Source organism: Rhizobium sp. ZPR4 (assembly GCF_040215725.1).
Taxonomy (GTDB): Bacteria; Pseudomonadota; Alphaproteobacteria; order Rhizobiales; family Rhizobiaceae; genus Rhizobium; species Rhizobium rhizogenes_D.
Window position 1 is genome coordinate 83,626 of sequence record NZ_CP157971.1, and the last position, 21,742, is coordinate 105,367.

Annotated in this window: 19 protein-coding genes and 1 pseudogene; 8 read left to right on the plus strand and 12 right to left on the minus strand. The window is 58.6% G+C overall.

What is annotated here, in order from left to right; genetic code table 11:
• The first annotated feature begins 56 nt into the window (after positions 1 to 56).
• The 6 genes from ABOK31_RS34680 to acnA all read left to right on the plus strand — a co-directional run bounded on the left by ABOK31_RS34680 (position 57) and on the right by acnA (position 8,158).
• Positions 57 to 1,817: an iron ABC transporter permease gene (locus ABOK31_RS34680; RefSeq protein WP_349963222.1), complete on the plus strand. Its 1,761-nt coding sequence runs from the start codon at positions 57 to 59 to the stop codon at positions 1,815 to 1,817.
• Positions 1,810 to 2,886, plus strand: a complete 1,077-nt coding sequence (locus ABOK31_RS34685) for an ABC transporter ATP-binding protein (protein WP_349963223.1) — start codon at positions 1,810 to 1,812, stop codon at positions 2,884 to 2,886. Before ABOK31_RS34680 ends, ABOK31_RS34685 begins: the two co-directional genes overlap by 8 nt.
• 65 nt (positions 2,887 to 2,951) lie before the next feature.
• Entirely contained in the window at positions 2,952 to 3,611 is a 660-nt protein-coding gene (locus tag ABOK31_RS34690) for an aspartate/glutamate racemase family protein (protein ID WP_349963224.1), read from the plus strand.
• A 26-nt stretch (positions 3,612 to 3,637) separates the two neighbouring features.
• Positions 3,638 to 4,906 (plus strand): 3-oxo-tetronate kinase, encoded by a 1,269-nt coding sequence (otnK, locus tag ABOK31_RS34695; protein ID WP_349963225.1) that lies wholly within the window; start codon positions 3,638 to 3,640, stop codon positions 4,904 to 4,906.
• Positions 4,896 to 5,534 carry a 3-oxo-tetronate 4-phosphate decarboxylase gene (gene otnC, locus ABOK31_RS34700; protein WP_349963226.1) on the plus strand — a complete coding sequence of 213 codons (639 nt, stop codon included), beginning with the start codon at positions 4,896 to 4,898 and terminating at the stop codon, positions 5,532 to 5,534. Before otnK ends, otnC begins: the two co-directional genes overlap by 11 nt.
• A 23-nt stretch (positions 5,535 to 5,557) precedes the next feature.
• Positions 5,558 to 8,158, plus strand: a complete 2,601-nt coding sequence (gene acnA / locus ABOK31_RS34705; protein WP_349963301.1) for an aconitate hydratase AcnA — start codon at positions 5,558 to 5,560, stop codon at positions 8,156 to 8,158.
• A 46-nt stretch (positions 8,159 to 8,204) separates the two neighbouring features.
• Here the strand turns inward: acnA and ABOK31_RS34710 are convergent.
• The 5 genes and pseudogenes from ABOK31_RS34710 to ABOK31_RS34730 form a co-directional block, all read right to left on the minus strand.
• Positions 8,205 to 8,306 (minus strand): annotated as a pseudogene (locus ABOK31_RS34710) (carboxymuconolactone decarboxylase family protein); the annotation flags it as partial.
• A gap of 133 nt (positions 8,307 to 8,439) precedes the next feature.
• Positions 8,440 to 9,630, minus strand: a complete 1,191-nt coding sequence (locus tag ABOK31_RS34715) for an MFS transporter (protein WP_349963227.1) — start codon at positions 9,628 to 9,630, stop codon at positions 8,440 to 8,442.
• A gap of 17 nt (positions 9,631 to 9,647) precedes the next feature.
• The gene (locus tag ABOK31_RS34720; RefSeq protein WP_349963228.1) at positions 9,648 to 10,748 is read right to left on the minus strand and encodes an FAD-dependent oxidoreductase; all 1,101 of its coding nucleotides are present in this window, start codon (positions 10,746 to 10,748) and stop codon (positions 9,648 to 9,650) included.
• Positions 10,745 to 11,446 (minus strand): cupin domain-containing protein, encoded by a 702-nt coding sequence (locus ABOK31_RS34725; protein WP_349963229.1) that lies wholly within the window; start codon positions 11,444 to 11,446, stop codon positions 10,745 to 10,747. The genes ABOK31_RS34720 and ABOK31_RS34725 overlap by 4 nt, the downstream gene beginning before the upstream one ends.
• A 1-nt stretch (position 11,447) precedes the next feature.
• A complete protein-coding gene (locus ABOK31_RS34730; protein ID WP_349963302.1) occupies positions 11,448 to 12,191 on the minus strand; it encodes an SDR family oxidoreductase in 744 nt (247 codons plus the stop codon).
• A gap of 107 nt (positions 12,192 to 12,298) precedes the next feature.
• Between ABOK31_RS34730 and ABOK31_RS34735 the strand changes: the two genes are divergently transcribed.
• Positions 12,299 to 13,207, plus strand: a complete 909-nt coding sequence (locus ABOK31_RS34735) for a LysR substrate-binding domain-containing protein (RefSeq protein WP_349963303.1) — start codon at positions 12,299 to 12,301, stop codon at positions 13,205 to 13,207.
• A 697-nt stretch (positions 13,208 to 13,904) separates the two neighbouring features.
• Here the strand turns inward: ABOK31_RS34735 and ABOK31_RS34740 are convergent.
• Positions 13,905 to 14,255 (minus strand): hypothetical protein, encoded by a 351-nt coding sequence (locus tag ABOK31_RS34740; protein ID WP_349963230.1) that lies wholly within the window; start codon positions 14,253 to 14,255, stop codon positions 13,905 to 13,907.
• A gap of 419 nt (positions 14,256 to 14,674) precedes the next feature.
• On the opposite strand from ABOK31_RS34740, the gene ABOK31_RS34745 reads away from it, so the two are divergent.
• Positions 14,675 to 15,364, plus strand: a complete 690-nt coding sequence (locus ABOK31_RS34745) for a YjjG family noncanonical pyrimidine nucleotidase (protein WP_349963231.1) — start codon at positions 14,675 to 14,677, stop codon at positions 15,362 to 15,364.
• A 630-nt stretch (positions 15,365 to 15,994) separates the two neighbouring features.
• On the opposite strand, the gene ABOK31_RS34750 is transcribed toward ABOK31_RS34745, so the two are convergent.
• The 6 genes from ABOK31_RS34750 to ABOK31_RS34775 form a co-directional block, all read right to left on the minus strand.
• Complete coding sequence (locus tag ABOK31_RS34750; protein ID WP_349963232.1) at positions 15,995 to 16,717, minus strand: GntR family transcriptional regulator; 723 nt, start codon at positions 16,715 to 16,717, stop codon at positions 15,995 to 15,997.
• A gap of 39 nt (positions 16,718 to 16,756) precedes the next feature.
• Complete coding sequence (locus tag ABOK31_RS34755; protein ID WP_349963233.1) at positions 16,757 to 17,500, minus strand: ABC transporter permease; 744 nt, start codon at positions 17,498 to 17,500, stop codon at positions 16,757 to 16,759.
• Positions 17,500 to 18,246 carry an ABC transporter permease gene (locus tag ABOK31_RS34760; protein ID WP_349963234.1) on the minus strand — a complete coding sequence of 249 codons (747 nt, stop codon included), beginning with the start codon at positions 18,244 to 18,246 and terminating at the stop codon, positions 17,500 to 17,502. The genes ABOK31_RS34755 and ABOK31_RS34760 overlap by 1 nt, the downstream gene beginning before the upstream one ends.
• A complete protein-coding gene (locus ABOK31_RS34765) occupies positions 18,243 to 19,055 on the minus strand; it encodes an ABC transporter ATP-binding protein (RefSeq protein ID WP_349963235.1) in 813 nt (270 codons plus the stop codon). The genes ABOK31_RS34760 and ABOK31_RS34765 overlap by 4 nt, the downstream gene beginning before the upstream one ends.
• Complete coding sequence (locus ABOK31_RS34770; protein ID WP_349963236.1) at positions 19,052 to 20,053, minus strand: ABC transporter substrate-binding protein; 1,002 nt, start codon at positions 20,051 to 20,053, stop codon at positions 19,052 to 19,054. The genes ABOK31_RS34765 and ABOK31_RS34770 overlap by 4 nt, the downstream gene beginning before the upstream one ends.
• Before the next feature lie 250 nt (positions 20,054 to 20,303).
• Complete coding sequence (locus ABOK31_RS34775) at positions 20,304 to 21,530, minus strand: phosphopentomutase (RefSeq protein WP_349963237.1); 1,227 nt, start codon at positions 21,528 to 21,530, stop codon at positions 20,304 to 20,306.
• Positions 21,531 to 21,742: the final 212 nt, after the last annotated feature.

Genomic DNA, 21,742 nt, shown 5'->3' on the forward strand with positions numbered 1-21,742 from the left:
ACGCCTGCGGCGCGTATAATCGCGCCGCAGCTCCTCTTCTCTAGTGTGAGGCAGATATGTCTACCCATGTGCAGGCACCGGCAGCACTTCCCCTGTCAAAGGAAGCGGCCGAAAAGAAATATCCGGCAAGAATGCCGAGACATGGCAACGCCAACCTCTACCGCAACATCGTCATCGGACTATTGGCGATCGCGGTTCTGGCTCCCGTCGGTCTCATCATCTATCAGAGCTTTCTGTCGGCTCCGTTCTTCAGCAAGAGAGCGCAGTTCGGCTTCGACGCCTACAGGTATGTTTTTACCGACAAGGCGTTCTACAAGGCGCTCGGCACCACGGCGATTTTCTCGTTCGGCATGGTGGCGATTGCCGTGCCGCTCGGCGGCCTTCTGGCGTTCCTGATCACCAGAACCGACATCAAAGGCAAGCGTCTCCTCGAGATCCTCGTGCTCGTGCCGATGTTCATTTCGTCGATCGTGCTGGCCTTCGGCTACACCGTTTCCGTCGGTCCGACTGGTTTCGTGTCGCTGTTCATCCGCGATATCGTCGGCATCGTGCCCTGGAACATCTATTCGCTGCCAGGCATGATCCTGATCGCCGGCCTCAGCCACGTCCCGCATGTCTATCTCTATGTGTCGTCTGCCATGCGCAATCTGCCGTCCGACCTTGAGGAGGCGGCTCGCACGACCGGCGCGTCGATCTGGCAGGTCTCACGAGACGTTACCTTGCCGATGGTTTTGCCCGCTTTGATCTTCGCGGCTTCGCTCAACATCCTGCTTGGATTCGAGACCTTCGGTATTCCGCTGGTGCTCGGCGACCCGAACGGCATCATGGTTTTGACCACCTACATCTACAAGCTGACGACACTCTTCGGCACGCCCACCTACCAGCTCATGGCCGTCGTCGCCGTCGTCTTGATCCTCATCACGCTCCCGCTCGTGGCCGCGCAGCGCAGGCTCCTTCGCAACGCCAAGAAATACGCTGCCATGGGCGGCAAGGGCGCCCGCGTTTCGACGCTGAAGCTCGGCACCAGCGGCCAGGTCATCGCGCTTTCGATCATTGGATTTTGGCTCTTCGTGTCGGTCGTGCTTCCAATCGGCGGGATCACTGTGCGCGCATTTGTCGACGCGTGGGGTGAGGGGGTAAACCTCTGGGATCAGCTTACCTTCGCCAACTTCGACCGAATGCTCGATGTCCCGAGCCTGTCGCGCGGCATTGTCAACACGGTTATTCTCTCCGTCTTCGGTGGCGCGGCAGCTGTCGCCATCTATCTGGCGGTTGGTCTTGCCGGCCATCGGAACTGGGGCCTTTCGAACACGGTGCTGGACTATATCGTGCTCCTGCCCCGCGCCCTGCCGGGACTGGTCATCGGCCTTGCCTTCTTCTGGGTGTTCCTGTTCGTTCCGCTTCTGACGCCGCTTCGGCCGACACTCGTCAGCCTGTTCGTCGCCTATGTCGTCGTCGGTCTTTCCTACGGGCTCCGGCTCCTGCAGGGCACGCTGATCCAGGTTGCCCCTGAGCTTGAAGAGTCCGCCCGCACGACAGGTGCGACGATTGGCCGGACGTGGAAGGATGTGGTCATACCGATCGTGCGTCCGGGTCTTGCCGGTGCCTGGGCACTGATCATGATCATCTTCCTTCGCGAATACGCGACGGGTGTCTATCTCATGGGCGCGGGGACCGAAGTCATTGGCTCCCTCATGGTCTCGCTTTTGCAGACCGGAGCAATGAATACCATTGCCGCACTTTCTCTCATCAGCATCGTCCTGACAGGTGCGGGCCTAGCGCTTGCCCTTCGACTTGGAGCTAAAATCCATGACTGAACTTGTTGTCAATAATGTCCAGAAATGGCTCGGTGGCCTGCAGATCCTAAAGGGCGCCTCGTTTACCGCGCACAAGGGAAGCATCGTCGCCCTACTCGGCGCATCCGGTAGCGGCAAGACCACCTTGCTGCGCTGCATCGCGGGACTGGAACAGCCAGAAATCGGTACGATCGTCATCGGCGGCAAGACCGTACTCGATGGCGAAAAGAAGCTCGCGCTGCCACCGGAACAGCGCAATATCGGCCTGGTGTTCCAAAGCTACGCGCTCTGGCCGCACCGGACCGTCAAGGAAAACGTCGGCTACGGGTTGAAGCTGCGCGGTGTCGACGCAGCCGATATCGGCAAGCGGGTCCAGGCAATCCTCGACCGGATGGGTCTTGGTCATCTCGCCGATCGGTTTCCCTCCCAGCTTTCTGGCGGCCAGCAGCAGCGCGTCGCCATCTGCCGCGCGCTGGTCTACGAGCCACGCGTTCTCCTCCTCGATGAACCCTTGTCGAACCTTGACGCAAAGCTTCGCGAAGAGGCTCGCTATTGGATCCGCAAGCTGATCCTCGATCTGGAAATCTGCGCCATTCTCGTTACGCATGACCAGAGTGAGGCACTGGCGGCGGCCGACAATATTCTCCTGCTGCAGGACGGTCGCATCGTCCAGCAAGGCGGACCACAGGAGATCTACTCCAACCCGAACAGCTTCTATTCGGCCGACTTTCTTGGCGCCAACAACATCGTCAAGGCCAAGGTCCAGACCGTCGACGGCAAGGTTGCGGTAATCGGCGGGCAGGGCTGGTCGCTGAACGGAACTGTCCGGGAAGGTGCGGGGCTCGGCCAGGCACAGGATGCGCGCGCCGTCATCCGCGTCGAGCAGATCAAGGTGACCGACACACCGTCGGCCGACGGTATCGAGATGGATCTCGACGACAGCATCTATCTCGGCGATCGCTGGGAATATCGCCTTCGTCGCGGTGACTTCGTCGCCAAGGCGCACGGCACCAAGCAGATGGCTTCCGGGAAAGTCTGGGCTCAGATCCCGCCTGAAAGCGTGTGGGTGTTTTCCGGCGCGCAAAAGTAACGGCGAAAGGCGGCCGCCTGTCCTCCCGGGCGGCCGCCAATTTTTGACATACGACAGGATCTGATATGGCCACCGCCCCGCGCATCGCCCTTATCCACGCGACCTCCATCGCCATCGACCCCATCAAGGCTTCCTTCGAGAAGGGCTGGCCTGAAGCACAAACGATCAACATCCTCGAAGACAGTCTCTCGCCCGATCGCGCCGATGTGCCGTCTATCACCGATGAACTTGCGAACAGGATCCTGTTGCTCGCCGAATACGCTATCAAGTCACGCAGCGATGCGATCCTCTTTACCTGCTCGTCGTTCGGATCGGCAATCGAGGCGGCGGCGGCCCAATTGCCGGTTCCTGTTCTGAAACCGAATGAGGCGATGTTCGAGGCCGCGATCGACCAGGGCGGCCGCACCGCGATGCTCTACACCTTCCCGCCGGCCAAGGGCAGCATGGAGGTCGAGTTTCATGAGGAGGCGGCACGCAAGAACCCGTCGGCCACAATCGAGAGCTTTCTTGTCGATGGCGCCATCGACGCGGTCCGCAACGGCGACATCGAAACTCACAATCGCCTGGTCTCGGAGGCAGCAAGCGCTCTGACCGGCTACGACGCGATCATGCTGGCGCACTTTTCCACCGCACGCGCCATCGAGCGGGTTCGCACGGTGACCGCGACACCGGTATTTAGCAGTCCCGACGCCGCGGTTGCCAAACTGCGCAACCTGCTCGCCTGACAATTCAAAGACTGGGAGGACGGAGCATGCTTCTGGGCGTGATCGCAGACGATTTTACCGGGGCGAGCGACATCGCCAATACGATCGCCAAGGGTATCGCACCGGAAGGCGGGCTGAGAACGGCGCAGTTTCTGGGTGTTCCAGCCGATCCGGCGCCAGCTGGCATAGAAGCCGGCGTGATTTCCCTGAAGACACGTTCGATAGCGCCGGCCGAAGCGGTACGGCAATCGCTCCTGGCGCTCGAATGGCTTCTCGAGCAGGGCTGCCAGCAGATCGTCTTCAAATATTGCTCGACATTCGATTCGACCCGCGAGGGCAATATCGGTCCTGTCGCAGAAGCGCTTGCAGAGCGCCTCGGCGTCAAAGGTGTTATCGTATGCCCGGCGTTTCCCGGTGCGGGCCGGACAATCTATATGGGGCATCTTTTCGTGCAGGATCGGCTCTTAAGCGAATCCGGCATGCAGAACCATCCGCTGACGCCGATGTCCGACCCCGATATCCGTCGCTGGCTCGGATATCAGACGAAAGGCGCGGTCGGCATCATCAAGCACGGCGTCGTCGGGCAAGGTGAACGTGCAATCCGCGCGGCACTCGATGCCGCAACCGACGGTCTGGTGGTCGTCGACGCGATCTCGGATGAAGACCTGATCGCGATCGGAAGTGCCGCGGCCGGTGATCGGCTGCTGACCGGAGGCTCAGGCATCGCGATCGGTCTGTCACGCAATTTCATCCGGCGCGGCCTCGCCTCCGGCACCACTGCCCAGGCTGTCGGTCTGGCCGGCCCCGAAGCGATCCTTGCCGGCAGTTGCTCGGGCGCAACCAGAGGCCAGATCGATATACATAAGTCGGAACATCCAACCCTTGAGATCGATGTCGACCGGGTGATGGCAGGCGAGACGAACGCAGAAACAATTGTCGAGTTCATGCTGCGCAACAGGGGCAAGGCGCCCTTGGCCTATTCGTCCTCCACGCCCGAGGGCGTCCGGCAGTCACAGGCCCAGTATGGTCGCGAGGCGGTCGCCGACAAGCTCGATCGACTGTTTGCAGACACGGCAAAGCGCCTCGTCGCGGAAGGCGTCACGCGCCTTGTCGTTGCCGGCGGCGAGACGTCGGGCGCCGTGGTCTCGGCGCTTGATCTCGGGGCGCTCTCGATCGGGCAGGAAATCGATCCCGGTGTTCCGGTTCTGGTCTCGCATGGCGATCGGCCGGTGGCTCTTGCCCTGAAATCCGGAAATTTCGGCGCGCCCGATTTCTTCACCAAGGCTTTGCAGAGGATGGCAGCGCATGGACACTGAAAACAAGGTCCGCGAAGATATCGTGCGCCTGTCGCGGTCGCTGTTTGAGCGCGGATTTTCCGTCGGCTCGGCCGGAAATATCAGTGCGGCCGTCGAAGACGGCGTTCTGATGACGCCGACAAACTCATGCCTGGGATTTCTCGACCCGGCGCGCATCAGCAAGATCAGCACGGACGGACGCCATCTTTCGGGCGACAAGCCATCCAAGGAGATCTTCCTCCACAAGGCCTTTTATGACACGCGCAAGCAAGCCGGAGCCGTCGTCCACCTTCATTCGACCTTCGCAACCGCGCTCTCTTGCATGACGGACGTCGACCCTGACGACTGCGTACCGCCGCTGACACCCTACGTCGTCATGCGGGTCGGACAAGTCAAACTCGTGCCCTATGTCGCGCCTGGCGATCCGCGGGCAGGCGATCTCATCCGGGCGCTTGAAGGCCGCTATGCCGCGGTACTTCTGGCCAATCACGGACCAGTCGTGACGGGCAAGGACATCCATTCCGCAGTTTATGCCTCCGAAGAACTGGAAGAGACGGCGAAGTTGCTGGTCACTTTGCGTGGCACGCCAACCCGCATGCTCTCGCAGGACAACGTCACGGAGCTTCGCACGCTGTTCGGCGGTGGCTAGGGCCTTGCTCGGATGGGGAGGACATTCTGACAACGTTCGAATTTAATGGTGCGGCCTATCGTATCGTCGATCTTCCCGCTGAGATCGGCGGCGACCTCAACCGCATGCCGCATATCCATCGGATCCTGATGGAAAACATCCTGCGGATTGGCGACGCTGACGCCGGCCGATCGAAGGACGCGATGATCGCCTGGCTCGCATCCGGGACGAGCGATGTCGAGATCTCGTTTCTTCCAAACCGGGTTCTGATGCATGACACCACCTGCGGTCCGGCATTGGTCGACATTGCCGGAATGCGCGCTGCGTTGGCAGAAGCGGGCGGGGACCCCGCTACACTCAACCCGGTGATTCCCGTGGACGTCTCGACCGATCATTCCGTCGCAGTCGATGATTTCGCCAGCGATGTCGCGTTCTCACGCAACATGGAGCGCGAATACAAGCGCAATGCCGAGCGCTATAGTTTCATGAAATGGGCGACCAACACGCTCACGGGTTTCCGAGTCCACCCGCCGGGAACCGGGATCATGCACACGCTCAATCTGGAGCGACTGGCGACCATCGTGGCAACGATCGATCGGGACGGGACACGGTGGGCGGCCCCCGATACGCTGATCGGAACCGACAGTCATACGCCGATGATCAATGGCATCGGCGTGCTCGCATGGGGTGTCGGGGGTCTTGAAGCCGAAAGCGTGTTCTTTGGCATGCCCGTCAGTCTTCGGATCCCCGAAGTCGTTGGTGTGAAACTGACCGGGGCATTGCGGGAAGGCGTGCTGGCAACCGATCTGGCGCTGGTCGTGACGCACCTTCTGCGCAAGATCGACCTGCAGGACAGGTTCGTCGAATTCTTCGGCCCCGGCGTTGGTAACCTCAGTGCCGGCGACCGCGCCGTCGTTGCCAACATGACGCCAGAGTTCGGCGCCAACACAGGATTTTTTCCAGTCGATGCCCGCTCCGTCGAATATCTGGCGCAGACCGGCCGCAGTCGTGATCACGGTCGATTTGTCGAAGATTATGCAAAGCGCGTCGGACTGTGGTTCGATCCCGATGCCAACCCCAGTTTCACGTCCGTCGTGGAGCTTGATCTTGGCAGCGTCGAACCGAGCCTGGCCGGCCCGCAGAGGCCGCAGGACCGGATTTCCCTGTCCGATACGCAGGCCGCGATTGCGGGCATGCGCAAGAGCGAAAGCGCTGGCTTCGTTCCCGACCAACCCAATGACGGCGCAGTCGCAATCGCGGCAATTACCAGCTGCACCAATACCTCCGACCCTAGATTGCTGCTCGCCGCCGGACTGTTGGCACGCAAAGCCGCTGCCCTTGGTCTTCGGCCCGCGCACTGGGTCAAGACGTCGCTTGCGCCGGGTTCGCCGACGGCGGAACGATATCTGCGACGCGCGGGCCTCCTGGACGATCTCGAAACGATGGGCTTCGGTATCGTTGGGTACGGCTGCACCACCTGTATCGGCAACTCCGGTGCACTGACACCATCCGTTTCGGATGCCATGCGGGAGCGCGATGTCCTACCCGTCGCCGTCCTTTCCGGCAATCGGAATTTCCCGGGTCGTGTGCATCCGCAACTCGAGGCGGGATTTCTCGGCTCTCCGCCTGTGGTGGTGGCATTCGCGATCGCCGGCACGGTCGACATCGATATTTTGACTGACCCCATCGGAGTGGATTTATACGGCCGACCAGTTCGACTGTCCGATGTTTGGCCATCGGGCGCCGAGATCGATGATGCGCTTGCTCTGGCAATCAGTCCGACAGACTTCGAGCCCGCGTTTCAGGCGGCCGAAGACAGTGCGCAATGGGCGGATTTGCCGGCGCCGACGACAACCCTGTTTCCCTGGCATGAGGCCTCCACCTATATTCGAAGACCTCCCTTTGCCAATATTGGCGAAGGCTCAAGGCTTGGAATCTATGAAGCACAGCCGATATTGGTGCTCGGTGACGATATAACGACCGACCATATTTCGCCGGCGGGAGCGATCGCGGCGAACGGAGATGCAGGCCGCTATCTGATCGAACGTGGCGAGAACCCGTATGACTTGAACGTCTTTTCATCCCGCAGGGGAAACTGGGAGGCGATGATCCGCGGGCTGTTCACCAATAAGAACGTCCGCAACCGCCTCGGCGAACATCTGGCGCCCGGCTCGACAATCCATGCGCCCTCTCAAAGGACGATGGCGCTCTGGGATGCGGCTGAGAGCTATCGCGCCGAGGGGATTCCGGTGGTCATCATCGCTGGTGAACGCTACGGCATGGGGTCGTCAAGAGACTGGGCTGCCAAAGGTGTCGCCTTACTTGGCGTTCGCGCTGTCATTGCCTCCAGTTTCGAGCGAATTCATCGATGGAACCTGATCGGCATGGGCGTCCTGCCACTGAAGCTGCCGGAGAGTCTGAGCTCGTCGCAGATCGATCTGAAACCGGGAGACACGGTCACCGTTCATGCCGCATCGGATGCGATTACGGCCCGTTGCAGCGTTTTGATCGAGATCAGCCGGGCAGGTGAGAGAATGGAAGTTGAGACTGTGGCGGCCATAGAGACGGCTGCGGAAGTCGCGATCCTGCGCGCGGGAGGGATCCTGCCGATGATTTTGCGCCAGAAGCTGTCCGCAAGTGGTTGAAGGCGACGGGCGTGGTCCTGGCCAGAGATGCGATCTCATCGAAGGCGCGGGCGGAGTAGGTCAACGCTGCGCCTGTGTTCAGGGCGATAGCGACACCGAGTGCTTCCACGATCTCACTTTCGGTCGCTCCGAGTTCGATGGCCTTCTTTGGCGTGGACAGCGATGCATCTTGAGAAGCTTCAGGAGGCGGTCTTGATCGTGCTAGCGTCATTCGCTTGGCCAACAATCTTGACGAAGAGACGGTGTTCGAGAGCGGTAGCGCCGCTCTCGCCCGATATCTCCTAAGCAGCAACCAACGGTCGCGCTGCCCGCCATACCAATGGCACCAGAACGAGCGCAACCGCCGGCATCACGATCCAGTTGATCGTCTCCCATCCTGAGCTGTGAAGCAGCGATCCCGAGAAGAAAGACGCGCCGGCGACCGTCCCGAAGACGAGAAAGTCGTTCGCGCCTTGCACCTTGCTGCGCTCCGCCGGCGTGTGGCAATCGCCCACCATCGAGGTCGCGCCGATGAAGCCGAAGTTCCAGCCGATGCCCAGAAGAATGAGCGAAACCCAGAAGTGGGCGATGTCGAAGCCGGAAAGCGCCACAGCCGCCGACAGTCCGATCAGGAGAAGTCCGACCGCAGCGACGCGCTCCTTCCCAAAGCGCACCATCAGGCGGCCGGTGAAGAAGGACGGGCCGTACATGGCGAGAATATGCCACTGGATACCAAGTGCTGCCTGATTGATCGAGTGTCCGTGGCCGACCATGGCGACGGGCGACGCCGTCATGACAAACGTCATCAACCCATAGGAGACGACGCCGGTCGCAATCGCCAGGAGATATTTGCGCGAGGTCAGGATCTGAACGAGCGGACGCTTGTTTGCGCCTCCACCCGGATTCGACTGGACCGAGGAAGCCGAGCGTAGCTTCCACAGCACAGGGAAGGCGAGGGCGGCTAGCATCGCCTGGCTGATGAAGCTCCCTGCGAAGGCTGTTGCGGGCACGGCGTCCCGCGTCCAGATCACGAGCTGCGGACCGATGATGGCGGCGACCAGACCGCCGACCATGACCCGGGCGATCGCCTTCTGACCGTCTGCTCCGGATACGTTGTCGGCGGCTGCAAAGCGGTAGCTCTGGACATAGGACGAATAGAAACCGGCCATGCACGTGCCGAGGCAGAAAACGAGGAAGCTCGACAGGATGATGCCCATCGCCGCGATCAGGCCCGAGACCATTCCGATCGTCGTTCCGACCAGATAGCCGCGACGTCGTCCAAAGCGGCGCATGACGTAGGCTGCCGGTAATGTCCCAAGCGCAAGGCCGAGGTTCAGAAGGCTGACAGGCAGCGTGATGAGATCGGGATCGGGCGACAGGTGCTGGCCAACCAGGCCGCCGAGCGAAATGACGATCGGGGCGTTTGCCCCGCCGAAAGCCTGCGCGACCGTCAAGATCCACGCGTTGCGCTTGCCGATTTTGGCGTCGGCCATACCGTTCTGCTGCATGTCTATTCCGCGTTCAATCGAGAAAAAATATCTGCGACAGCCTGCCGGGCGGCTACGACCGCGCCCGCGAGGTAACCGGGCTCGGAAGAACTCGTCTCACTGCCGGCCATCAGCAACCGCCCTTCCCAGGGACCGGTAACCCAGCGCGGGCTGCCCGGCGCCGGATGCTCTCCACCCGTCTGATCGAGCAAGGTGGCAGTGAGGGCATCGGCCGCCCAATCCTTGATCAATGTCGCCCTGGGCGTCAGCGCCTGAGGTCCAAACAGTCTGGCAAGTTGATCGACACAAGCTCGCTTCAACGCCGCCTCACCGATCGTCGAGCGTTGTTCGGCTCCGATCCCAAGAAATCCAAAAAAGGCGGCCTTCCCCGAATTGGTCATCGCATCATGGATCTCGACCATCGGCCCGACCATGCTTTGAGCGGTTCCCGAGAGACCGTCGTTTCGCCAGAAGGCTTCGTCATAGACGGCGAAGAATTTAGCATGTGGCGCCATCCAAGTGGGAGTGCCGCGCCATCGTGCGGCAATGGCGGGGTCCTGCGCCGGGGAAAATGTCACGGTCGCCTCGAAAAGGCGAGGCGGGAGAGCGGCAACGACATATTCGGCGACGATCGTTTCGCCTCCACCTTCCGTCGTCACGGAAATCTCAACCCCGCCGTTCGTCAGCGCAATGGCCGTGACCCTGGTGCCGAGCCTGATCCGCTCTGGCGGCAGTCGCGCTTCCAGCGCTCGCACGGCAGCACCGGTCCCACCCGAAATCCGCATCGATTGCTGGTTTTCGTAGACAGGTGAAAAACGCTGCGGGCGCTCGCGGGACATCCGCTCGAAGACGACATCGCCGTCGCTGTGCTGGACGAAGGAATCCAGATCGAGCTCATCGATCAGTTCGGCCATTGCCGGCTGCATCGCCGGCCAGAACCATGAGGGTCCAAGATCGAAGCCGTCGGCTGCCGGCATTGCATCCTCCCCAGCCGTCAAAATCCGACCGCCGGTTCGGTCGCGCGCCTCGATGAGAAGCACATCGACGCCGGCAGCATGCAGCTTCTGTGCGGTGTAAAGACCGGAAAGCCCGGCGCCGATGATTGCCACCTTGCATGTGCTCACGGTTTCGCTCCCTCTACAGGTGCGTCGAACGCGCAGACGTCCTCGTGAAAGAGAGGTCCCGACTTGTACCAGACGCGAGCGCCTTGCGGGCCGACGGTGGCCTTCAGGTCCTGGCCAGCGGGAAGCCGCAGCCAAGTCCAGCGATCGAGGACATCGCCATTCTCTTTAAAGCTACCGTCAAGGACGAGGAGCTCAAGGCCGCTCGGGTTGCCGATCTCCAGTGTCGCGTTTGCCTGCCAGTCCTCCGTCATGACGAGTTCGTCCGGCCCGTCGAACAAGACGCACGAATTCCCCACCCCATGACGTGCGCTTGCCGAGGGGGCGTCTCCAAGTCGGCTGACGATGCGCTCCCGGTCGCTCGCCTTGAACTGCCAGAGCTTGACCAGGATCGTGCAACCACTGTCACTCTTCGGTGCGTGACCAGTTCCAGGCGGGTTGCGGACATAGGTGCCGGCTGGGAAATCGCCGCTCTCATCCTGGAACACGCCCTCGAGCACGAGAAATTCTTCTCCGCCAGGGTGACCGTGATAGGAAAAGCTGCTTTCAGGCGCGTATCGGACGATGGAAGTCGCGTGCGCCTTCTCGTCGCCGATCCGGAAAAGCATCCGGCGGTCGACGCCCTTGGCCGGGCTGGAGATCCAGTCGAGTTTGGCGGCATGGACGATAGTGCGCTTGGAAAGGTCTTCATTCAAAAGCATCTCAAAGCTCCGATCTGCCGCCGTCTATGACGATCTCTGCCCCAAGCATGTAGCTTGAAGCATCGCTTGCGAGGAAGAGGACGGCTGCTGCGATCTCCTCCGGTTGTCCCATCCGACCGAGCGGCACCTGCGCGCCGACGCGGTCCGCATAGGCGCGAAACTCGTCCTCGGTCTGATTGCTTCCACGATGAATTGGCGTCTCTATAGAGCCGGGGCTGACGGCATTCACCCTGATACGGCGATCAAGGAGCTCCGCCGACATCGTCCGGGCGAAAGAGCGCACGGCTGCTTTCGACGCGGACAGGATAGCACGGCCGGGCGTTCCGACCTGGTTTAGCCACGACGTGTTGAGGATGATCGAACTGCCGTCACGCAGAAGCGGAAGTATAGCCTGAACTGTGAAGAACACGCCCTTGACATTGGTATCCATAATTTTGTGGTAGGCGTCCTCGTCCGTGGTCGAAAGCGGGGTCCCGATTGCAACGCCGGCATTGGCGAAGACGATGTCGAGAGAACCGAACGTCTGCTCGATCGTCGTGTTTATACGCGTGAGGTCGGCTCGCGACGTCACGTCCGCCTGGATACCGATTGCCTGACCGCCAAGCTTTGCAACGGCCGCGTCCAGCTTCTCGACGGAGCGCCCGGTGATTGCGACGCGGGCGCCGTTCTCAGTCAACAACCGGGCCGCGGCAAACCCGATCCCGCTTGCTCCGCCAGTCACCAATGCGATCTTTCCTTCGAGCATCATCTCATAGTTCCTCGTATCAGGTACCTTTAGCTAGACCGTGTCGTTTGCAATCGCGAGGAAAAGACGCCATATCGACAAGAAAGAAATTCTATGTCGTGAGCAAAATGAGAAATCTCACCAGACTGAAGTCGCTGCAGGCCTTGGAAGCGTCCGCGAGACACGGGAGCTATGTCGGCGCATCCGCGGAACTTGACGTCACGCCACCGGCGGTCGGTCAACTCGTTCGCTCGCTGGAGGACTGGGTGGGCTACCCTCTCTTCAAGCGTAGCCGTTCCGGCAGAGAGCGGCTGACCGCCGTCGACGAAGCACGGGAGGCTCTCGAAGATATCGCACAGGGTTTAGACCTACTGGAATCCGGCATGAAAAAACTGCGCGGCCGCAGGGCGCGGTCCGTTGTCGTCGTCACGGCGTCGCAGGCTCTCGTGGCAAACTGGCTGATGTCCCGGCTGGAGGATTTTTCGACCCATTACCCCAACGTCGATGTCCGTCTCGACGTGTCGGATCGTGTGATCGATCTGGCGCAAGGGGAGGCCGACATCGGCATCAGGTGCGGGCTGGGCACCTGGAAGGGTATAAAATCGACATATCTCATGGCCGAGGAGATCATCGCCGTCTGCCACAACAAGCTGCTGCCGACTGACAGAGAGGTGATTGCCGGCTGGATGTCCGAGCAAACCTTGATCCACGATGGCACACCGCATCCCGGCGGGGACTTCCCGGCCTGGGCCGAATGGCTGGTGCGCGCGGGGGCAAACCATGTTCCCGACGACGGAGGGCTCAAGATCAATTCCACGGCGGCGGTCATCAATGCAGCTGTGGCGGCCCGGGGCGTCGCACTGGTGAGAAAGGCGCTGGTGGCTCAGGAAATCGAAAGCGGGCGGCTGGTGCACCTGCTCCCAGACGTGAAATGGCCGGTCAAATGGGCCTATTACGTTGTAGCCTCAGGAAAGGCCCTTCGGCGATATGAGGTTTCGGCCTTTCACGACTGGGTGGTGAATAAAGCCGTTGCGTGACGGGGCGCGAAATAGCTGGAGGAATGAGGCAATTGCGGTCTTCCCTTAGCAACGCTCGGTGCCCGAACAGGCTAGGGATATGACATCAGGCGTGATTTGAGGACCCTTGATCAATGGGGGGAGGGCTCGCTGGCGGATGCCGGGGCGATTACCTACACATTTACCTGGCTGTGTTGCCAGGGAGGTTCCAGACTGCAAGAAGTCGACGACATTGCACGGGCTTGTCCCAGTCGCTCGCAGTGCGCGCGCCATCCACGATAAATTGAACGAGGAACGGCGCAGCAATCGGCTGAACCCGCTACTCGCTCACGACTGGCTCTCGGTCTACGCCATGGCGGCGCCGCTGGTTCAGATCCTTTCACGGCGGGCGTGCGCGGAAACTACCGACACGCCGCCGTCTGACAACCGTTGGGACTATTCTGGCAAATTCTAGACCAGCGTTGGCGCAGTTTCGCAGCGAAACCGCGCCTATTGTCCGTACGACAAGTAACGCCAACGCCGACGGTGCCATTCTCATTGAAGTCTTCGCGCCGCCGCGAGTCGATTTTTCGCTGCAGCCCGGTTTTGTTCTTAATGCAGGTGATTACCCACCTCCGAAAGGACTCGATGGCAGTCATGCATCGCCGGCCGGCAACGTCGCAGCTTGGAAGGGCTGAAGGGCGGCTGGGATGGGGTGCCGCGTCAAACAAGGTCCATTCTAAATGTTTGCCGCAGTGTTGATCTCGAACGGCAGCACATGTTGGGAGACAATCGACGTCCGCTGGGTATTGAGGGCTTCCGCCATTTCCGTGACCAGAGTATCCGCAGGGAGTCGTGCAGGATGCGAGAGGACGACGCCGATCACTCCTTTTGCAAGTCCAGCGCGCGTCTCGTTTATGAGTCCGTGGGCGATAAAAGTTAGTCTCCTGGCAGCAGGCCCGCCGTTTTCGCGAAGCGCGCATGACACCCGTAACATAACGCCCACCCAATTATCTTCCGTTTCCAGTAGTCTTCGAGCCATCTCGTAGGCGATTTCAGGTTCCTCCTGGGTGCCTATCGTCTCCATCATTTGGAAGTCGCGACCGCTTTCCCTGAAATAGACCGGACCTCGACCGTTTAAGACCCACTGGGCTTTTTGGTATTATTTTCCTAGCGCGATCAGGGCGGGACGGCAGCGGGAATGACAGACCCTGGAACCGCCAACAGCTACTAAATCCAGCAACACCAGTTGCTAGGATATCATCAAAAAATCAGCCTGTCCTTGTTGTGGAACGGCGTGGAAGCCTGCGCATCTGGAGGTTGAAAAGTCGAAATTAGGCGCACACGCAGGTTTGATAACCCGGATGCACATAAAACTACGTTGACGGTGTTTTTTGCACTCCATCGGGCCGGTTGCGCTTTCGCCCACGGTGTAGTTCAAAGGAACCTACAAAAGCGGAGGCTTTCGACCTCGAATTCCACCCCTATTAACAAGCCGAGTGCCCCGAAATGAAGTACCGATACTTTCTCTTCGATCTCGATGATACATTACTTGATTTTAAAGCGTCGGAGCGGCTTTCGTTCTTTCGCACGATGGCCTCTGTGGGAGTATCAGGCGATTTTGATGCGGCATTTCGCGCGTATCAAGCTGAGAACACCAAACTTTGGCTACAGTTTGAGAAGGGCTTCATCACAAAGGACTTTTTGAAGGTTGAACGGTTTCGCCTTGCGCTGGCGACAGCCAACATCGATGCGGACCCGAACGTCGTGAGTTCACGCTACCTCGACATGTTGCCTGAGGCGGTCGTTCTACTCGATGGAGCAAGGGAGATTTGTGAACACCTCTCTGCTTGGGGCGAAGTGGGGATCATCACCAACGGCATTGAGCATGTACAAACGAAGCGCATCGCAAATTCTGGTCTTTCCCCTTGGCTTAGCTTTGTGGCAACATCCGAAGCGTGCGGTTTTGCAAAACCTGACGCGCGATTCTTTGAATATTCGACGCAAAGATTTACCACTTTCAATAAGGCGGAGGCCATCATCATCGGCGATAGACTTGATGCAGATATCCTGGGCGGCAACCAATTCGGTATCGAGAGCTGCTGGTTTAATCCAATGGGGATCGAAAATAACACGAGCGCACGGCCGACAATGGAGGTGGCGTCGCTTTCCGAGATCCCGGCTCGCCTCTCATGCTAGAAGCTTTGGGGGAAAAATAGGTATAGGAGCGAAGTCAAGAAAGGATGGTAGAAGGCGGTATCAAACGGCTCCACTGCTGCTTTCAACGGCGACCAAAATGTCTGGATGGCCACACAAGTTGAGAGGCTTCTGGGGCAATTGTCCGGTCGGTGGGGCATTATCCTCGCCGGCGCACTTTTTATGTGGAAGGCGGAGGCGCCGGAGCTTGGCGGCTCCTTTCGGCATTCGCGATCGCCTGAGTAGGTCAGGAACCGGCCCCGTGGGAGCTGCCCGGGCAGCCTGGCGATGCCATTTCACCGAGGTTAAAATCGGGCATTATCGAAGGAGGTCGAGCATATCTGCGGCCGCACGCTCAATGGCGTCACGAGCGTGGATCACTTTGGACCTGACGACTTTTCTCTGCCCGTTAAGCACCATAGCCGCTGCGACACCGTTGCGGTAGAATCTACCGGGATCCGTTTGCTTTAATCAACTGGACCTGCTCAGACGAGCTCGATGGCAGTCAACCTAGGTCTGGCGCTATCGAAAGCCGGCTGCCATCGGGCAGTGGCGTGTTGCCTCCACTCGCCAACAAAGGCGCGTCCGCGTCGAAAGCAACTAAGTTGGGGGCGTGGGCGATAACTAAAGCGTCTATTTATAAACATCCATAGTGCGGGTAAGGCGTGCGATAAAATCGACCATGTCATCACCCAAGAGGTTTAGATGGTCCATGGCGGCTGTAGCAGCAGCGACAGGGTCATTGGCCTTGATTGCGTCGATGATTTTGCCGTGTTCGCCAATTGTTGCTTCCATTCGGCCGGGAAGATAGGTGACATGCTTTCGGTACATCGACACGCGCCGACGTAGAGCACGTGTCTGATCCGCAATGAATTCAGTGTGCGAGGCATCGTAAAGCAGGTCGTGAAATTCTGCGTTGATCTCATAAAATCGATCAGGATTGTGGGCGCCTAGTTCGTCCTCGAGACGTTGCTGAATCTCAAGGAGCCGAGCGATCTCCTCAGGGGTAGCGCGCCTTGCGGCGTACCGTGCGCACATCCCCTCCAAGTTCGCCATGGTCTCAAACATTTCCATGAGCTTTGGGATTGAAACTGCAGCCACCGACACGCCCTGTCTCGGGCGGACTTCGAGCATGCCCGTCGCGATCAGTGCTTTAATGGCTTCGCGCATGGGTGTGCGGGACACTTGGAATTGATCCACCAGGGCGCCCTCATCGATCCGGGCGCCTGGCGGCAGACGACCGGTGATGATCATTTCCTCAAGTGCCTCACGCAGTTCGTCTGACCGGCTAACCCGGCCACGACTTTCCATGTCGCCATGGAGTTTCTGTGATTGTGCGCTCTCTTTTACAGCCATAGGTATGATCCCGCCTGCTCGACTTTTTCCTCGAGTAGCTTAATCCCACCAAATGAACCTCTTAAGCAACCCCGCCAAGATACCATACAAGATAAGACTAGCGATTGAAGACAGGACGACTGCTGACCAAACCGTGACCGAGTCAATTTGCGACGTCGCTCGATAAATAGTCTGCCCGATTCCTGAATAGGCTCCGAGCATCTCCGTGACGATTACCACGACGGTGCAACGTGCGAATCCCACCTTCAGGCCAGTCCCGATGGATGGTAAAGCCGCAGGCAGTCTCAATCTGGTTAGGATCGACATCGAACGCGCACCAAAACTCTGATAGAGGTCGATATGCGCGGGAAGCGGGCTGGTTAGGCCCGCAAGCGTATTAATCAGGACCGGGAAACTGACCGTTAAGGCAGCAATGGCAATTTTTGAGGCGACGCCGACACCGAACCAGATCAGGGCGAGCGGCACAAACGCGACCGTCGGGACCATATTAATGGTGACGGCAAGTGGCATGATTGCCCATTGTACCGATGGCAGCAATACGAAGACAACCGCAAGAGGTATGCCGATCGCCGAACCAAGGAAAAAACCGCCGAGAGTCTCTCCAATAGTGATAAGCAGGTCACCGAAGAGCTGAGATGCTTGCGATCCCATGAACTCCGCGATCTTGAGTGGCGAAGGCAGGACGAAAGGCTGGATGCCGAATGTTACGACAACAAGTTGCCAAGTTATCAGTGCGACTAGGAGCGTCACTGCTGCAGGGAAAATTGAGGTCAATCTTTGCATTACTCGCCCCTCCACCAAACAAGCTTCTTTTCGCAGTAGGCAAGCAGACTGTAGAATGTCCCTCCAAGAAGACCGGTCGCAATAATAAGGACCCACGTGCGCAGGACGTCTTCGAAATAGAGCGCCTGTAGCAGCATAACGCCAAGGCCTACGGTGTCGCCAAACCATTCGCCGACGATGGCGCCGACGAGGGCAAGAGAAACGCCTGTTTTCAAGCCGACAACGATATTGGGAAGTGCCGCCGGCAGCTCTACGGAGCGATAAGTCTTCAGCCTCGACGCTCCGAAGCTCCGGAATAGGTCAACGCGCTGGGGGTTTACGGCCCTAAGACCCTGCAAGGTGTTGACCGAAATCGGGAAGAACGCCAGGAAGTACGAGATAAACACCTTCGCCAGCAGGGTATTCCCGAACCAGATCACGACGATAGCGCCGAAGGCCACAACTGGTATTGTTTGCAAGGCAACAAACAGCGGTAACACTGAGCGCTCGAGGACGGGCACCTTCGCAAAAAGTGTGCCCCAGATAACCCCGGTTACTGCTGCTAGGGTAAATCCAAGAAAAGCTTCCAGACCGGTCCGTCCCACCGCGGCCGCAAGCTCAGGCGCAACCGCAACTGCATTGACTACAATTTCTCCAAGTCCTGGAAGGTACCTATCCGGCACGCCGGCGATCGGAACAACAACCCACCACACAAATATGAGACCAAGGGGGAACATCGCTGTTCTAAGCACAGTTCCTGCCGTCATGACCGCTCCGTATCGAAAGTTTTGCGGCTTTCCTCTTCAACGACCTCGAGAAGCCTTCTTTTGATGGCGCCAAACTCAGCCGTTGTCGCAAGAGCGGACTCTCGCGGGCGGGGAAGATCGATCGTTTCGCTATATTTGATCGAACCTGGGCGGGTCGACATCACCGCGACTTTGTCGCCTAGCAGGATCGCCTCGTCGATATCATGGGTGATGAACAGTACGGTCCGCTTGTGGCGAGCCCAGATATCCAGAAGCCATAACTGCATCATCGATCGCGTCAATGCGTCGAGTGCGCCGAAGGGTTCGTCAAGTAGCAGGAGATCGCGTTCAAAGAGAAACGTACGCATGAGCGCGACGCGCTGTCGCATGCCGCCAGACAGTTCATGAGGGTATTTGTCTTCGAAACCTGCAAGGCCGAATTCGGGAAAGAGCGCTCGTGCCCGGTCGCGTGCTATTCGCTTCTTCACTCCCTCAATCTCGAGCGCGACAATAGCGTTATCAAGGACAGTGCGCCATGGGAGTAGCAGGTCGCGTTGCGGCATGAAAGAGACCTTGCCCAGCAGCTCTCCTTGTCCTTGTATTCGACCGTCAAAGACGATCGACCCATCCGCATCAGGTGGCAAGAGACCGGCAATCATGTTGAAGAGCGTTGATTTTCCACTTCCTGATGGCCCGATTAGAGTAATAAACTCTCCGCGTTCTAAAGAAAGGTCCACACCTTTGACCGCTACGACTGGTCCGAAACGCTTGCCTAGATTTACCAGCTGAAGGTGAGGGGGTGCTGGAACCCCCTTCACGAGTGGATTCATAGGCTCTTGTCCTCTGCCGGCACCTTGTCCCAGAACTGGTTGGTGAACGCGGCGTTCACGTCCTGGGGGCTCTTCAGCGCCTTGAATTTTACGAGACTTTCATTTACCGCTTTGCTCGCGTCTATATCCACGTATCCGATGCCTTTGGTTCTAGCATCTCCTGAGGACGCCATCCGTGCATATTCGGCCATCATAGCGGCCTGATGCTCACGCTTGAGACCGGAGCCGTGCTTCATGACGATATTCACTGCATCGTCCTGATTGATGATGGCGTCCTTCCAGCCCTTCAGCGTGGCGTTAAGGAAGGCTTGGACGATCTCAGGTTTTTCTTTGACAGTTTTCTCGGAGGCGATAATTGCGCCATCTTGCCCACGGACTCCGTTCTCGTCAGCTCGAAAGATCTTAACCGGAATGTTCTGCTCCTTGAGCGTGAGCAGTTCATTGTACGTGGTCACGGTGGAGATCTCATACTTTCGGTCGATAAACGGTTGCATCGAGAACGGTTGTGACGCTACTCGCTCCTTCGTGGGATCAAGACCCGCATTGGTCAGTACAGTGAACAGCTGATATTGCGAGCCGGTGAACCACGCCGACATGGTCTTGCCAGCGAAATCCTTCACAGAGTTGATCCCTGCATCGTCGTGGGCAACAAACGCATAAGGAGAGGTGGGGAGGGTCATGCCGACCGTTATGATCGGGAGGTTCTTTTCTCTGGCGAACAAAATCGCGTCAGTCATTCCAGTAACAGCAAACGTATCAGCGCCAGAGGCGACCATCGTTTCCGCTGTGACATTAGGGCCACCGGGATTTACCGTGACATCGAGGCCCGCCTCTTTGTAGAAGCCTTTTTCGAGCGCGACGTAGACTCCGGCAAATTGCGCTTGGGCTACCCAGCGAAGTCTGACGGATACTGCCTCTTCCGCGTAACCACTTGAAACGCTTCCGGCGAAGCCGATCATGGCCGCGACTAAAGATGACGTGCATTTGAATGATCTCATTGTTCCGTTCCTCTGGATACGATTTTTGATCTTTCGTATTTTTTTTCTTTGAGCGTTGCAAAATGGAGATCGGACGTCAAGCGCCTATATGTTCAAAACGTCTTTTTTTGAATGCAGAAATATCAGAATTGGATAATTTGAAAGCGAGGTCAAGTTTTCTCCGCGAAGGCCAGCCCGCTGTCAGGTTTGCTTTAGCAGAAGCAGTCAGCGTGATGGCGGCCTTCGTTTTTGTCAGCAGCACTGGGCGGTCTCAGCGACCGAGTGGAAGAGCTTCGCCATGCGGGCCGAGATCTACACCCAGCCATGCTGCGATTGTCTGCGCAACATCCGCGAAACTCGTTCGAACCCCTGCACTTCCGGGGCTAATCGACGGAGAGAAGCAAAGGATCGGTACCTGCTCGCGCGTGTGATCGGTACCGGTCCACGTCGGATCGTTCCCATGATCAGCTGTAATAACGAGCAAGTCGTCATCGCCCATGATTTCCATGATTTCGGGAAGACGTGAGTCGAACTGCTCCAAGGCTAGAGCATACCCAGCGACATCGCGTCGATGACCGTACTCCTGATCGAAATCGACGAAATTCGTGACGATTAAATCACCCGACTTCGACGATCGAATAGCTTCGACGGTTCTATCCATTATGCGCATGTTTCCACTTGCTTTCAGGACGTGAGTGACGCCTCGGCCGGCAAAGATGTCGGATATTTTGCCGATAGCAAAAACATCTTTGCCGGAATCCTTCACCCTATCGAGAATTGTTGGCTCAGGTGGCGCTATAGCGAAGTCGCGGCGATTTCCCGTCCTTTTGAAGCCGCTTTCCTCATCGCCCGAGAAGGGACGAGCAATGACGCGCCCGATCCGCATCGGCTCCGTCACCTTGAAGGCCACTTTGCATAGTTCATAAAGCCGCTCTAGTCCAAAGCTCTCTTCGTGGGCCGCAATTTGCAGGACGCTATCAGCCGATGTGTAGAAAATGGGAAGTCCGGATCGTATGCTCTCAGCGCCGAATCTGCCGATCACCGAGGTTCCTGAGGCAGGCATGTTGGCAAGAGTTCCGTTGATCCCGGCCTCTTTGCAAATCTCCTTCAAAAACGGCGCACTGAAAGCGGGAATCGTATTCGGAAAATAGCCCCAGTCTTCGATCGCGGGTACGCCCGCCAACTCCCAGTGCCCTGAAGGCGTGTCCTTTCCCTTCGAGATCTCCCGACCAACGGCAAAAAAACCCTTTGATACTGAACCGTCCAAGCCGGCAGGCGTCAGCCCAGTCGAGAGCTTCGCAGCGGCGCCAAGGCCCAGGCTGCTGAGATTGGGTAAATGCAGGGGGCCGGATCGCACTCTATCGGTATCCGCTCGGCCAGCGGCCGCCTCACGAGCGATGTGGCCGATAGTATCCGCGCCCAGGCTCTGGTAATCTCCGGCATCGGGGGCCCCGCCGATACCCACGCTATCGAGGATACAAAGGATTGCTCGAGTCATAGTTGGCCTTTCATATGTATAAGACATAGATAAGATTTACGTCGGTTAGATTTGATCGTCGGCATACTCCTGGGCCGACTCGCGCCAGGGCATCCAGTCACTGACTTCGTATCCAAGAATTCGCGTGCGCATCCAGGGCGTGAGCGTCATCATCCCTGCGCTCTTTGAGCGCTATGCTCCAACACAGAACCAACATACGGCCCGGTTGCTGC

Coding starts and splice junctions, on each gene's coding strand:
- otnK (WP_349963225.1), top strand. CDS start 3,638: ATGCTTCTGGGCGTGATCGCAGACGATTTTACCGGGGCGAGCGACATC.
- ABOK31_RS34715 (WP_349963227.1), bottom strand. CDS start 9,630: ATGGCCGACGCCAAAATCGGCAAGCGCAACGCGTGGATCTTGACGGTC.
- ABOK31_RS34770 (WP_349963236.1), bottom strand. CDS start 20,053: ATGAGATCATTCAAATGCACGTCATCTTTAGTCGCGGCCATGATCGGC.
- ABOK31_RS34760 (WP_349963234.1), bottom strand. CDS start 18,246: ATGACGGCAGGAACTGTGCTTAGAACAGCGATGTTCCCCCTTGGTCTC.
- otnC (WP_349963226.1), top strand. CDS start 4,896: ATGGACACTGAAAACAAGGTCCGCGAAGATATCGTGCGCCTGTCGCGG.
- ABOK31_RS34765 (WP_349963235.1), bottom strand. CDS start 19,055: ATGAATCCACTCGTGAAGGGGGTTCCAGCACCCCCTCACCTTCAGCTG.
- ABOK31_RS34690 (WP_349963224.1), top strand. CDS start 2,952: ATGGCCACCGCCCCGCGCATCGCCCTTATCCACGCGACCTCCATCGCC.
- ABOK31_RS34730 (WP_349963302.1), bottom strand. CDS start 12,191: ATGCTCGAAGGAAAGATCGCATTGGTGACTGGCGGAGCAAGCGGGATC.
- ABOK31_RS34685 (WP_349963223.1), top strand. CDS start 1,810: ATGACTGAACTTGTTGTCAATAATGTCCAGAAATGGCTCGGTGGCCTG.
- ABOK31_RS34750 (WP_349963232.1), bottom strand. CDS start 16,717: ATGGCTGTAAAAGAGAGCGCACAATCACAGAAACTCCATGGCGACATG.
- ABOK31_RS34745 (WP_349963231.1), top strand. CDS start 14,675: ATGAAGTACCGATACTTTCTCTTCGATCTCGATGATACATTACTTGAT.
- ABOK31_RS34740 (WP_349963230.1), bottom strand. CDS start 14,255: ATGATGGAGACGATAGGCACCCAGGAGGAACCTGAAATCGCCTACGAG.
- ABOK31_RS34775 (WP_349963237.1), bottom strand. CDS start 21,530: ATGACTCGAGCAATCCTTTGTATCCTCGATAGCGTGGGTATCGGCGGG.
- ABOK31_RS34755 (WP_349963233.1), bottom strand. CDS start 17,500: ATGCAAAGATTGACCTCAATTTTCCCTGCAGCAGTGACGCTCCTAGTC.
- ABOK31_RS34735 (WP_349963303.1), top strand. CDS start 12,299: ATGAGAAATCTCACCAGACTGAAGTCGCTGCAGGCCTTGGAAGCGTCC.
- ABOK31_RS34680 (WP_349963222.1), top strand. CDS start 57: ATGTCTACCCATGTGCAGGCACCGGCAGCACTTCCCCTGTCAAAGGAA.
- ABOK31_RS34725 (WP_349963229.1), bottom strand. CDS start 11,446: ATGCTTTTGAATGAAGACCTTTCCAAGCGCACTATCGTCCATGCCGCC.